This window comes from Neorhizobium galegae, assembly GCF_017877055.1.
GTDB lineage: Bacteria > Pseudomonadota > Alphaproteobacteria > Rhizobiales > Rhizobiaceae > Neorhizobium > Neorhizobium galegae_D.
Map to the genome: position 1 here is coordinate 275,705 of NZ_JAGIPG010000005.1, position 12,606 is coordinate 288,310.

Annotated in this window: 11 protein-coding genes; all 11 read left to right on the plus strand. The window is 62.3% G+C overall.

Features of this window, described 5'->3' with window-relative positions; genetic code table 11:
• The first annotated feature begins 80 nt into the window (after nucleotides 1–80).
• Nucleotides 81–647, plus strand: coding sequence for a F0F1 ATP synthase subunit delta (locus J2857_RS27650; RefSeq protein ID WP_210013274.1), 567 nt, complete (start codon nucleotides 81–83; stop codon nucleotides 645–647).
• Nucleotides 647–2,176, plus strand: coding sequence for a F0F1 ATP synthase subunit alpha (gene atpA, locus J2857_RS27655; RefSeq protein ID WP_210013275.1), 1,530 nt, complete (start codon nucleotides 647–649; stop codon nucleotides 2,174–2,176). The genes J2857_RS27650 and atpA overlap by 1 nt, the downstream gene beginning before the upstream one ends.
• A 30-nt stretch (nucleotides 2,177–2,206) precedes the next feature.
• Nucleotides 2,207–3,085, plus strand: coding sequence for a F0F1 ATP synthase subunit gamma (locus J2857_RS27660; RefSeq protein WP_210013276.1), 879 nt, complete (start codon nucleotides 2,207–2,209; stop codon nucleotides 3,083–3,085).
• 23 nt (nucleotides 3,086–3,108) lie between these two features.
• Nucleotides 3,109–4,539 (plus strand): F0F1 ATP synthase subunit beta, encoded by a 1,431-nt coding sequence (gene atpD / locus J2857_RS27665; RefSeq protein ID WP_210013277.1) that lies wholly within the window; start codon nucleotides 3,109–3,111, stop codon nucleotides 4,537–4,539.
• 172 nt (nucleotides 4,540–4,711) lie between these two features.
• Entirely contained in the window at nucleotides 4,712–5,119 is a 408-nt protein-coding gene (locus J2857_RS27670; protein ID WP_210013278.1) for a F0F1 ATP synthase subunit epsilon, read from the plus strand.
• A gap of 155 nt (nucleotides 5,120–5,274) precedes the next feature.
• Nucleotides 5,275–6,168 carry a LysR family transcriptional regulator gene (locus J2857_RS27675; protein WP_210013279.1) on the plus strand — a complete coding sequence of 298 codons (894 nt, stop codon included), beginning with the start codon at nucleotides 5,275–5,277 and terminating at the stop codon, nucleotides 6,166–6,168.
• 182 nt (nucleotides 6,169–6,350) lie between these two features.
• A complete protein-coding gene (locus tag J2857_RS27680; RefSeq protein WP_210013280.1) occupies nucleotides 6,351–6,830 on the plus strand; it encodes a formate dehydrogenase subunit gamma in 480 nt (159 codons plus the stop codon).
• Entirely contained in the window at nucleotides 6,827–8,383 is a 1,557-nt protein-coding gene (locus tag J2857_RS27685; protein WP_210013281.1) for a formate dehydrogenase beta subunit, read from the plus strand. The genes J2857_RS27680 and J2857_RS27685 overlap by 4 nt, the downstream gene beginning before the upstream one ends.
• Before the next feature lie 4 nt (nucleotides 8,384–8,387).
• Nucleotides 8,388–11,267: a formate dehydrogenase subunit alpha gene (gene fdhF / locus J2857_RS27690; RefSeq protein ID WP_210013282.1), complete on the plus strand. Its 2,880-nt coding sequence runs from the start codon at nucleotides 8,388–8,390 to the stop codon at nucleotides 11,265–11,267.
• Nucleotides 11,268–11,426: 159 nt separating this feature from the next.
• Nucleotides 11,427–12,254: a formate dehydrogenase accessory sulfurtransferase FdhD gene (fdhD, locus tag J2857_RS27695; RefSeq protein WP_210013283.1), complete on the plus strand. Its 828-nt coding sequence runs from the start codon at nucleotides 11,427–11,429 to the stop codon at nucleotides 12,252–12,254.
• Nucleotides 12,244–12,603, plus strand: a complete 360-nt coding sequence (locus J2857_RS27700) for a formate dehydrogenase subunit delta (protein WP_210013284.1) — start codon at nucleotides 12,244–12,246, stop codon at nucleotides 12,601–12,603. The genes fdhD and J2857_RS27700 overlap by 11 nt, the downstream gene beginning before the upstream one ends.
• The last annotated feature ends 3 nt before the right edge of the window (nucleotides 12,604–12,606 follow it).

A 12,606-nucleotide genomic window follows, 5' to 3' on the forward strand; every position in this document is an offset into this window, starting at 1 on the left:
GAGAAAAAATCAAACGATTTCAAGCTCTTGCTACACCTCTCCCGCAGGGTCTGGCGCTTGGATGGCAATACAGGGAAACTGTGCCCGTGGCTGATACGTCCCAGCTTATTTCCGGTGTAGCGGAGCGTTATGCTTCCTCGCTTTTCGAACTGTCTCTCGAGGCTGGTTCGGTCGACAAGGTCGGTGCCGATCTTGATCGTTTTCAGGCGTTGCTGGATGAGAGTGAAGACCTGCGACGCCTGGTCGCAAGCCCGGTGTTTTCCGCCGAAGATCAGCAGAAGGCCGTGCTCGCCGTTGCCGAGCGAGCTGGCATTTCCGGTCTCGTCGCCAATTTCCTGAAGGTGGTCGCCGGCAATCGTCGTCTTTTCGCGATGCCTGGCATGATCCGCGCCTTCCGCCAAATCGCCGCAGAGCATCGCGGTGAAGTCACTGCTGAGGTCACCTCGGCGCATGCGCTTTCCCAGGCGCAGGAAAACGAACTCAAGTCGGCGCTGAAGGGCGTAACCGGCAAGGACGTCGCAATCTCCGTGACGATCGATCCGTCGATCCTCGGCGGACTGGTCGTCAAGGTCGGTTCTCGTCAGATCGACACTTCCCTTCGCACCAAACTTTCCACCCTTAAGCTTGCACTGAAAGAGGTTGGCTGATGGATATCCGCGCCGCGGAAATTTCCGCAATTCTGAAAGACCAGATCAAGAACTTCGGCCAGGAGGCTGAAGTTTCCGAAGTCGGACAGGTTCTGTCCGTCGGCGACGGCATTGCCCGCGTCTACGGTCTGGACAATGTCCAGGCCGGCGAAATGGTCGAATTCCCGGGCGGCATCCGTGGTATGGCGCTGAACCTCGAAGCCGACAATGTCGGCGTCGTCATCTTCGGTTCCGACCGTGCCATCAAGGAAGGCGACACCGTCAAGCGGACCGGCGCCATCGTTGACGTCCCGGTTGGTCCGGAACTGCTCGGCCGCGTCGTCGACGCGCTCGGCAACCCGATCGACGGCAAGGGCCCGATCAATGCGACCCGCCGTTCGCGCGTCGACGTCAAGGCTCCGGGCATCATCCCGCGCAAGTCGGTTCATGAGCCGATGTCGACCGGCCTCAAGGCCATCGACGCCCTCATCCCGGTCGGCCGCGGCCAGCGCGAGCTGGTCATCGGTGACCGCCAGACCGGCAAGACCGCGATCATTCTCGACACGATCCTCAACCAGAAGGCCATTCACGACAACGGCCCGGACTCGGAAAAGCTGTTCTGCGTCTACGTGGCCATCGGCCAGAAGCGCTCGACGGTTGCCCAGTTCGTGAAGGTTCTCGAAGAGCGCGGCGCTCTGCAGTACTCGATCATCGTTGCTGCGACCGCTTCCGATCCGGCTCCGATGCAGTATCTCGCACCGTTCGCCGGCTGCGCCATGGGCGAGTACTTCCGTGACAACGGTCAGCACGCCCTGATCGGTTACGACGACCTTTCCAAGCAGGCTGTCGCCTATCGTCAGATGTCGCTGCTGCTGCGCCGCCCGCCGGGCCGCGAAGCTTATCCGGGCGACGTCTTCTACCTGCATTCCCGCCTGCTGGAGCGCGCTGCAAAGCTCTCCGACGAGCGTGGCAATGGTTCGCTGACGGCTCTGCCGGTCATCGAAACCCAGGGTAACGACGTTTCGGCCTTCATTCCGACCAACGTGATCTCGATCACCGACGGCCAGATCTTCCTTGAAACCGATCTGTTCTACCAGGGTATCCGTCCGGCCGTTAACGTCGGTCTGTCGGTTTCCCGCGTAGGCTCGGCCGCGCAGGTCAAGGCGATGAAGCAGGTTGCCGGCTCGATCAAGGGCGAACTCGCCCAGTATCGCGAAATGGCCGCCTTCGCCCAGTTCGGCTCCGACCTGGACGCCTCGACGCAGCGCCTGCTGAACCGCGGTGCACGCCTGACCGAACTCCTGAAGCAGCCGCAGTTCTCGCCGCTGAAGACGGAAGAGCAGGTTGCGGTGATCTTCGCCGGCGTCAACGGCTATCTCGATAAGATCGCGGTTGCCGATGTCGGCAAGTTCGAGCAGGGCTTCCTCTCGTACCTCCGCTCCGAAGGCAAGGCTCTCCTCGATACGATCCGTACCGAGAAGCAGCTTTCCGACGACACCCGCGCGAAGCTGAAGGCCGCTCTCGACAGCTACGCCAAGTCTTTCGCCTGAGAACGGATCAATCTCGAGGACCGATAACGGATGCCTTCACTTAAGGATCTGAAAAACCGGATCGCCTCCGTCAAGGCGACGCAGAAGATCACCAAGGCGATGAAAATGGTCGCCGCGGCGAAGCTGCGCCGTGCCCAGGAGGCGGCCGAGGCCGCCCGTCCCTACGCGGAACGTATGACCAAGGTGCTGGCCGGCCTTTCGGCCGCCAATGCCGGCAATGCGGAAGCGCCGCTGCTGCTTTCGGGCACGGGCAAGGATCAGGTTCATCTGCTGATCGTCGCGACCGGCGAACGCGGTCTGGCCGGGGGCTTCAATTCCTCGATCATCCGTCTCGCCCGCGATCACGCATTGAAGCTGCTTGCCCAGGGCAAGACGGTGAAAATCCTCACCGTCGGCCGCAAGGGCAACGACATCCTGCGCCGCACGTTCAAGGACAACATCGTCGACTACGTGACGTTCCGCGAAGTCAAGCAACTCGGTTTCGCCCAGGCCGACGAGGTGGCACACAAGGTGCTCGCGCTCTACAATGCCGGCGAATTCGACATCGCGACGCTGTTTTTCGCGCGCTTCCAGTCGGTGATTTCGCAGGTGGCGACCGCCTCGCAGATCATCCCGGCCAAGTTCGAGACCACCGAGCCGGCGACTGCCTCCTCGGCGCTCTACGAATACGAGCCGAGCGAAGAGGAAATCCTCGAAGACCTGCTGCCGAAGAATGTCGCGATCCAGATCTTCCGGGCCCTGCTCGAAAACAACGCTTCCTTCTATGGCGCGCAGATGTCCGCAATGGACAACGCGACGCGCAATGCTGGTGACATGATCAACAAGCTGACGCTCTCCTACAACCGTCAGCGCCAGGCACAGATCACCAAGGAACTCATCGAAATCATTTCGGGCGCGGAAGCGCTCTGAGGTAAAGAAAGAGGGTAAGAATCATGGCTACCGCAACGGGCACGTCCCTCGGCAAGGTGACCCAGGTTATCGGCGCTGTCGTCGACGTCGCTTTCGACGGCGAACTGCCGGCGATTTTGAACGCGCTTGAAACCGACAACAACGGCAACCGCCTCGTTCTCGAAGTCGCGCAGCACCTCGGCGAAAGCGCCGTCCGCACCATCGCGATGGACTCGACTGAAGGTCTGGTTCGTGGTCAGCACGTCACCGATACCGGCGCTCCGATCACCGTTCCGGTCGGTCCGGAAACGCTCGGCCGCATCATGAACGTCATTGGCGAGCCGGTCGACGAAGCAGGTCCGCTGGTCACCTCAGGCAAGCGCGCCATCCACCAGGAAGCGCCTTCCTACGTCGAGCAGTCGACCGAAGGCCAGATCCTGGTTACCGGCATCAAGGTCGTCGACCTTCTCGCGCCTTACGCAAAGGGTGGCAAGATCGGCCTCTTCGGCGGCGCAGGCGTCGGCAAGACGGTTCTGATCATGGAACTCATCAACAACGTCGCGAAGGCACACGGTGGTTACTCCGTGTTCGCAGGCGTCGGTGAGCGTACCCGCGAAGGCAACGACCTTTACCACGAAATGATCGAATCGGGCGTCAACAAGCATGGCGGCGGCGAAGGCTCGAAGGCAGCCCTCGTTTACGGCCAGATGAACGAACCGCCGGGCGCCCGCGCCCGCGTCGCCCTGACGGGTCTGACGATTGCTGAAGACTTCCGCGACAAGGGCCAGGACGTTCTGTTCTTCGTGGACAACATCTTCCGCTTCACCCAGGCAGGTTCGGAAGTGTCGGCTCTGCTCGGCCGTATTCCTTCGGCCGTGGGCTATCAGCCGACGCTCGCCACCGACATGGGCCAGATGCAGGAACGCATCACCACCACGACCAAGGGCTCGATCACCTCGGTTCAGGCCATCTACGTTCCCGCCGACGACTTGACCGACCCGGCACCGGCAACCTCGTTCGCCCACCTGGACGCAACGACGGTTCTGTCGCGTTCGATCGCCGAAAAGGGCATCTATCCGGCCGTCGACCCGCTCGACTCCACGTCGCGCATGCTCGACCCGCTGGTCGTCGGCGAAGAGCACTATGAAATCGCTCGTAAGGTCCAGTCGACCCTGCAGCGCTACAAGGCTCTCCAGGACATCATCGCCATCCTCGGCATGGACGAACTGTCCGAAGACGACAAGATGACGGTTGCCCGCGCCCGCAAGATCGAGCGCTTCCTGTCCCAGCCGTTCTTCGTCGCCGAAGTCTTCACCGGTTCGCCGGGCAAACTCGTCGCGCTCGAAGACACGATCAAGGGCTTCAAGGGCCTCGTCAACGGCGATTACGACCATCTTCCGGAAGCGGCCTTCTACATGGTCGGCTCGATCGAAGAAGCCGTCGAAAAGGCTAAGAAGCTGGCCGAAGCCGCCTGATCCTGAACGAGATGGCGCGCGGGACCGTATCCGGCGCGCCTTTTGCCGCATAAAACACGCGGGCTTCTCGGCAAAGAATTGCCTCGATGCCCTGATGATTTAGTCTTTCGCAATTCCGGACGCAAAACCGCCTCGCACTTTTGCTGGAATTGCTCTGAGGAAGTGGACCTTCATGGCCGACGCTTTCAACTTTGAACTGGTTTCGCCCGAGCGCCTGCTCGTCTCGGAAAAGGTCACCGAAGTGGTGATCCCGGCGACGCTTGGCGAAATGACGGTGCTTGCCAATCACGCGCCGACGATGACGACGATCAAGCCGGGTGTGGTTTCGGTGAAGCTTGCCTCCGGCCAGGTCAACAAATACGTCGTTTTCGGCGGTTTCGCCGACATCCTGCCGACCGGCTGCACGCTGCTGGCCGAATCCGCGGTTCCGGCCAGCGAGCTGACCCACGCGACGCTGCAGAAGCGGATCGAGACGACGCAGGGCGAAATCAACCATGCGCAGAGCGACGAGCACAGGACGAAGCTCGAGCAGTTCCTCGCGGAATTGACCCACCTAAACGGTATCGTTATGCCGGTCTGATCCATCATAGTTCTCTGCGAAAGATCGAGGCGGTCCTGATAGGCCGCCTTTTTCTTTGGGCGGTGGTCGGCTCTTCGTGGTGGCTATCGTTGCGGCCCGATGCCGGCTTGTATGTGCCGCGCCATCTTGTTAGCCCTTGTCGGCGGAGGAACGCGATGATCGACAAGCTGGAGTTTTTCATTGCCCTGGCGCGCGAAAGCCATTTCGGCCGTGCGGCGGAAGAATGCGGCATCTCGCAGCCTTCGCTTTCGGCCGCCATCCGTCAGCTCGAGGAACAACTCGGCGTGCAGCTCGTGGTGCGCGGTTCCCGCTACCAGGGTCTGACGCCGGAAGGCCAGCGGGTACTGGAATGGGCAAAACGCATCGTCGGCGATGCGCGCACGATGCGCGAGGAAATGCGCGCCGCCCGCAAGGGTCTTGTCGGCCACATCCGGCTGGCATCGATCCCGACGGCGTTGGCGATGATCCCCAGGTTGACCGAACCCTTCCAGGCGAAGCACCCGGAGGTCACCTTCTCCGTCGTCTCGCGCAATTCCCTGCAGGTGCTTTCCCAGCTCGACAATTTCGAGATCGACGCGGGCATTACCTATCTCGACAACGAGCCGCTGGGCCGGGTGACGAGTGTGCCGCTCTATGCGGAGCGCTATAATCTGGTCACCGCCGAAGGGGCGCCCTATGCCGATCGGGAAAGTGTCACCTGGAAGGAGATGGCCGATCTTAGGCTTTGTCTATTGACGCCGGACATGCAGAACCGCCGCATCATCAACCAACACCTCGCGGAAGCGGGGGTGACGGTGAAGCCGATGCTCGAATCGAACTCGATGGTGGTTCTTCTCTCGCATGTGGGGACCGGGCGCTGGGCGAGCATCATGCCGCGCAACGTCGCGCGATCATTCGGGTTTGCAAAACAAGTCAGGACGATCCCAATCGTCGATCCGGAAGCCACGCATATCGTGGGGCTTGTCGCGACCCATCGCGAGCCCTTCACGCCGCTGGTCTCGGCCCTGCTTCACGAGGCCCGGAGTCTCACTCCTGCCGCCATGGCTTGATAGCTTTTTTCTATCGCGTAACCGATCTCCTTTATTGACGGTTGAGGTATCGGTTGCGACATTCCATTCCCAGTAGGCGAAGTGCGATTGTCGGACAACTTCGCCAGCTTTCTGATCCGCACACGGGGTTGTGGTGCCGATGCCACGACGCCGGAAACGGATCAGCCGGGAGGCTATGACATATGAATATGCGTATCTCCGCCGGTGAACTCACCGAGCGGTCGCTTCAGATCATCAGGGATCTGAAGCATCTGGAAGGCCCGATGCTGCCGATCCTGCATGCGATCCAGGCGGAGTTCGGTTATGTGCCGGACGAGGTGAAGCCCGTCATCGCCAGCGAACTCAACCTGTCGCGCGCCGAAGTGCATGGCGTCGTCACCTTCTATCACGAATTCCGCGACCACCCGGCGGGCCGGCATGTGCTGAAACTCTGTCGCGCCGAAGCCTGCCAGTCGATGGGCAGCGACCGCGTTGCGGATAGCGCCCGGCAGCTTCTCGGGATCGACTTCCACCAGACCACGCTCGACGGTGCGGTGACGCTGGAGGCTGTCTACTGTCTCGGGCTTTGCGCCTGTGCGCCGGCCGCGATGCTCGACGGCGAAGTCTATGGCCGCGTCGATGAGCACTGTCTTTCCGAAATCGTTGCGGAGGCACGTCGATGACGGTGACGATTTTCGTTCCGCGCGATGCAGCCGCGCTGGCGCTCGGCGCCGAGAAGGTGGCGGAGGCGATTGCCCAGGAGATTGCGATCCGCGGGCTCGATGCCAAGATCGTCCGCAATGGTTCGCGCGGCATGTTCTGGCTGGAGCCGCTGGTTGAAGTGCGCACGAAGGAAGGCCGTATCGCCTATGGCCCGGTGAAGTCCGGCGACGTCAAGGGCCTGTTCGATGCGGGGTTCCTGGAAGGTGGACAGCATGCTTTGCATCTTGGGCCGACCAAGGACATCCCCTTCCTGCGGCAGCAGACGCGGTTGACCTTTTCCCGTTGCGGCGTCACCGATCCACTGTCGTTGGATGACTATCGCCAGTATCAGGGTCTGAAGGGTCTCGAAAACGCGATCGCCATGACGCAGGCGCAGATCGTCGCCCAGGTGACCGATAGTGGTCTCCGCGGCCGTGGCGGCGCCGGCTTCCCGACCGGCATCAAGTGGAAGACGGTGATGGATGCGGCGGGGCCGCAGAAATACATCGTCTGCAATGCGGACGAGGGCGACAGCGCCACCTTCGCCGACCGGATGATCATGGAGGGCGATCCCTTCGTGCTGATCGAGGGCATGATTATCGCCGGCATCGCGACCGGCGCCACCAAGGGTTATGTCTACACCCGCTCGGAATATCCGCATGCGATCGCGACGATGACAAAAGCCGTCGAGATCGCCCGCGCCGCCGGGATCCTCGGACCGTCGGTGATGGGATCCGCTCATGCCTTCGACATGGAGATCCGCTCCGGCGCCGGGGCCTATGTGTGCGGCGAGGAGACTTCGCTGCTGAATTCGCTCGAAGGCAAGCGCGGTATCGTGCGTGCCAAGCCGCCGCTGCCGGCGCTGCAGGGATTCCTCGGTCGTCCGACGGTCGTCAACAACGTCATCTCGCTTGCCTCCGTGCCGGTCATCATGGATCGGGGGGCGGCCTTCTATCGCGACTTCGGCATGGGCCGCTCGCGCGGGACGATCCCGATCCAGATCGCCGGCAATGTCAAATATGGCGGCCTTTACGAAACGGCGTTCGGCCTGTCGCTCGGCGAGATCGTCGACCATATCGGCGGCGGTACGGCGACCGGCCGGCCGGTCAAGGCAGTGCAGGTGGGCGGACCGCTCGGCGCCTATTTCCCGTGTGCGCTGTTCGATACGCCGTTCGACTATGAAGCTTTTGCTGCCCGGGACGGGCTGATCGGCCACGCGGGCATCACCGTGTTCGACGATTCGGCCGACATGTTGAAACAGGCGCGGTTCGCGATGGAATTCTGCGCCATCGAGAGCTGCGGCAAGTGCACGCCCTGTCGCATCGGTTCGACGCGCGGCGTCGAAACGGCCGACAAGATCAAACAGGGTATCGAGCCGGAGAAGAACAAGGCGCTGCTCGCCGACCTCTGCAACACGATGAAGTTCGGCTCCCTCTGCGCGCTTGGCGGGTTTACGCCCTATCCGGTGATGAGCGCGATGAACCATTTCCCGGAGGATTTTTCCCCGGCACCCCTTATCGAAGCGGCGGAGTAACATCATGTCCCTCGTTCATGAAATCGACTACGGCACACCCGCTTCCCGGTCCGAAGCCCAGGTGACCCTCACCATCGACGGCCGCGCCATCACCGTGCCGGAAGGCACGTCAATCATGCGCGCTTCGATGGAGGCAGGCATCAAGGTGCCGAAACTCTGCGCCACCGATATGGTCGACGCCTTCGGGTCCTGCCGCCTCTGTCTCGTCGAGATCGAAGGGCGCAACGGAACGCCGGCCTCCTGCACCACGCCGGTGATGCCGGGCATGGTGGTGCACACCCAGACGGGCCGGCTGAAGGATATCCGCCGCGGCGTGATGGAACTCTATATCTCCGACCACCCGCTCGACTGTCTCACCTGCGCCGCCAACGGGGACTGCGAATTGCAGGACATGGCCGGCGCGGTGGGCCTTCGCGACGTGCGTTACGGCTATGAGGGTGACAACCACGTCAGAGCCCGCAACGATGGTGCAATCAACGCCAAGTGGATGCCGAAGGACGAGTCGAACCCGTACTTCACCTACGATCCATCGAAATGCATCGTCTGCTCCCGTTGCGTGCGCGCCTGCGAAGAAGTGCAGGGCACGTTCGCGCTGACGATCGAGGGCCGTGGTTTCGGCAGCCGGGTCTCGCCCGGTGCCCACGAACTTTTCCTTGATTCCGAATGCGTTTCCTGCGGCGCCTGCGTGCAGGCCTGTCCGACCGCGACACTCACCGAAAAGTCGGTCATCGCGATCGGCCAGCCGGAACATTCGGAAGTCACCACCTGCGCCTATTGCGGCGTCGGCTGCTCCTTCAAGGCGGAGATGCGCGGCGAGGAACTCGTCCGCATGGTGCCGTGGAAGGACGGCCAGGCAAACCGTGGCCATTCCTGCGTCAAGGGGCGTTTCGCCTATGGCTACGCGACCCACAAGGACCGCATCCTCAACCCGATGATCCGCGAGAATATCTCCGATCCGTGGCGGGAAGTGACCTGGGAAGAGGCCTTTTCGCACGTGGCTTCCGAGTTCCGCCGCATCCAGTATCAGTACGGTCGTGAATCGATCGGCGGCATCACCTCGTCGCGCTGCACCAACGAGGAGACTTTCCTCGTCCAGAAGCTGATCCGCGCCGGTTTCGGCAACAACAATGTCGATACCTGCGCCCGCGTCTGTCATTCGCCGACCGGCTACGGCCTCGGCCAGGCCTTCGGCACGTCTGCCGGCACACAGAATTTCGACTCGGTCGAGCATACCGACGTCGTCATCGTCATCGGCGCCAACCCGACCGATGGCCATCCGGTGTTCGGCTCGCGCCTCAAGAAGCGGCTGCGCCAGGGCGCAAAACTGATCGTCATCGATCCGCGCCGCATCGATCTCGTGCGTACGCCGCATGTGGAGGCCGATTATCACCTGCCGCTGCAGCCGGGCACCAACGTGGCCGTGCTGACGGCCTTGGCGCATGTCATCGTCACCGAAGGCCTGTTCGACGAAAAATTCATCCGCGAACGCTGCGACTGGTCCGAGTTCGAGGATTGGGCCGGTTTCGTTTCGGAAGACGCACACAGCCCGGAGGCGACCGAGAAATATACCGGCGTGCCCGCGGATCTCGTTCGCGGTGCGGCGCGGCTTTATGCCAAGGGCGGCAATGGCGCGATCTATTATGGCCTCGGCGTTACCGAGCACAGCCAGGGCTCGACGACCGTCATGGCGATCGCCAACCTTGCCATGGTCACCGGCAATATCGGCCGTCCGGGCGTCGGCGTGAACCCGCTGCGTGGCCAAAACAATGTCCAGGGCTCCTGCGACATGGGGTCGTTCCCGCACGAACTGCCGGGCTATCGTCACATTTCGGACGATGCGACCCGCGACACGTTCGAAAAACTGTGGGGCGTGACGCTCAACAACGAACCGGGCCTGCGCATTCCGAACATGCTGGATGCGGCCGTCGAAGGTACGTTCAAGGGCATCTACATCCAGGGCGAAGACATCCTGCAGTCCGACCCGGACACCAAGCACGTTTCGGCCGGTCTGGCGGCGATGGAATGCGTCGTTGTTCACGACCTCTTTTTGAACGAGACCGCCAATTACGCGCATGTCTTCCTGCCGGGCTCGACCTTCCTCGAAAAGGACGGCACGTTCACCAATGCCGAACGCCGCATCAACCGGGTTCGCAAGGTGATGAGCCCGAAGAACGGTTATGCCGACTGGGAAGTTACCCAGAAGCTGGCGCAGGCCATGGGATTGAACTGGAATTACGCGCATCCGTCTCAGATTATGGATGAGATCGCCGCCTCGACGCCGAGCTTCGCGCTGGTTTCCTACGATTATCTCGACAAGATGGGCTCGGTTCAATGGCCGTGCAACGAGGCGCATCCGGTCGGTTCGCCGATCATGCATGTCGATGGTTTTGTGCGCGGCAAGGGCAAGTTCATCCGCACCGAATATGTGGCGACCGACGAACGCACCGGTCCCCGCTTCCCGTTGCTGCTCACCACCGGCCGCATCCTGTCCCAGTACAATGTCGGTGCCCAGACACGCCGCACCGAGAATGTCACCTGGCACGCGGAAGACCGGCTGGAGATCCATCCACACGATGCCGAACAGCGCGGCATCAAGGAAGGCGACTGGATCAAGCTCGCCAGCCGTTCGGGCGATACGACGCTCAGGGCACTGATCACCGATCGCGTCGCGCCGGGCGTGGTCTATACGACGTTCCATCACCCGAACACGCAGGCGAATGTCATCACCACCGACTTCTCCGACTGGGCGACCAACTGCCCGGAATACAAGGTGACGGCGGTGCAGGTGTCGCCCTCTAACGGCCCGACCGAGTGGCAGGAGGACTACGACGAACTGTCGCGGCGGTCTCGGCGGATTGCGGGCAAGCTGGAGGCTGCGGAATAGTGTCTGTCGGCGCGCGCCATACCCCCCTCTGCCTCGCGGCAACGCCTCACCTTCGACGAGTGCAGAAAATTGTGCGAAGAGCCCGCCACTTGCCGATCTCCCCCCTCGAGGGGGAGATGCCCGGCAGGGAAGAGGGGGGCATCCTTGCTCTAACGTCCAATGGCTGAATTCCCCACCACCGCCACCGCCCCCGAGGTCGCCCGCCGTAACGGCGTGACCCGCGCCGGCTCGCGGGTGGTGCCGGAGGAGGTGCCGATCGCCTTTTCCTATGGCGGGTCGACCCATGCGGTGATGATGGGTTCTCCCGCTGACCTTGAGGATTTCGCGGTCGGCTTCAGCCTCACCGAAGGCATCATCACGTCGATGGCGGAGATCGAGAGCATTTCCGTGGTCGAGGAAGGTGCCGGTCTCGATGTCCAGGTGACGCTTGCCGAGGATAAGGAAGACGCGCTGCGCGCCCGCCGGCGGCATATGGCAGGGCCGGTCGGTTGCGGGCTTTGCGGTATTGAATCGATCGAGCAGGCCATGCGTCCGGTGCCGGATGTTTCCGCAGTGACCATGGTGCTGAGCGCCAAAGAAATAAGTGAAGCTGTCGCGGCGCTCAACAGTGCGCAGCCGCTGCATCGGCAAACCCATGCGGTTCACGGCGCCGGCTTCGTCGTGCCGGGCAAGGGACTGGTTGCCGTCCGCGAGGATGTCGGCCGCCACAATGCGCTCGACAAGCTTGCCGGAGCGGTCATCCGCGAGGGCGTCAAGGGATCGGAGGGCGTCGTGGTCGTCACCAGCCGCATTTCGGTCGAGATGGTGCAGAAGACGGCGATCCTCGGAAGTGCCGTTCTGATCGCCATTTCCGCGCCCACTGCGCTTGCCATCCGCACAGCGGAAGCAGCGGGCATGACGCTGATCGCGCTGACCCGCGGCGAGGATTTCGAGATTTTCACGCGTACCGATCGCATAGTCACTGGAGTTGTCGCCGATGTCGCATGACCAAAGCCCCGAGCAACTGGTGCTCGACAAACTGGTCCGGATGGCCAACCAGATCGCCACCTTCTTCCTGTCGCAGCCGGAAAAGGTTCGTGCCGAAGGCGTCGCGACGCATATCAACAAGTTCTGGGAGCCACGCATGCGCCGGCACCTTTTCGAGCATCTCGACAAGGGCGGGGCGGGGCTTTTGCCGCTTGTCGTAGAGGCCTCGGTGCTGATCCGCCGGCCGGAGGCCAAGACGGGATCGGGCGTCGGCGTCGGGCAGGATGCGGCGGAAAGGGCGCCGGACGGCAAAGGTCCCGCCGAAGGAGAATCGCTGTCCGAACCGAGCATTCCGGAAAGCGCCGCATGAATT

What these genes read in the sequence shown, in the direction of transcription:
- atpA (WP_210013275.1), top strand. Translation starts at nt 647, where the DNA reads ATGGATATCCGCGCCGCGGAAATTTCCGCAATTCTGAAAGACCAGATC.
- J2857_RS27660 (WP_210013276.1), top strand. Translation starts at nt 2,207, where the DNA reads ATGCCTTCACTTAAGGATCTGAAAAACCGGATCGCCTCCGTCAAGGCG.
- atpD (WP_210013277.1), top strand. Translation starts at nt 3,109, where the DNA reads ATGGCTACCGCAACGGGCACGTCCCTCGGCAAGGTGACCCAGGTTATC.
- J2857_RS27670 (WP_210013278.1), top strand. Translation starts at nt 4,712, where the DNA reads ATGGCCGACGCTTTCAACTTTGAACTGGTTTCGCCCGAGCGCCTGCTC.
- J2857_RS27675 (WP_210013279.1), top strand. Translation starts at nt 5,275, where the DNA reads ATGATCGACAAGCTGGAGTTTTTCATTGCCCTGGCGCGCGAAAGCCAT.
- J2857_RS27680 (WP_210013280.1), top strand. Translation starts at nt 6,351, where the DNA reads ATGAATATGCGTATCTCCGCCGGTGAACTCACCGAGCGGTCGCTTCAG.
- J2857_RS27685 (WP_210013281.1), top strand. Translation starts at nt 6,827, where the DNA reads ATGACGGTGACGATTTTCGTTCCGCGCGATGCAGCCGCGCTGGCGCTC.
- fdhF (WP_210013282.1), top strand. Translation starts at nt 8,388, where the DNA reads ATGTCCCTCGTTCATGAAATCGACTACGGCACACCCGCTTCCCGGTCC.
- fdhD (WP_210013283.1), top strand. Translation starts at nt 11,427, where the DNA reads ATGGCTGAATTCCCCACCACCGCCACCGCCCCCGAGGTCGCCCGCCGT.
- J2857_RS27700 (WP_210013284.1), top strand. Translation starts at nt 12,244, where the DNA reads ATGTCGCATGACCAAAGCCCCGAGCAACTGGTGCTCGACAAACTGGTC.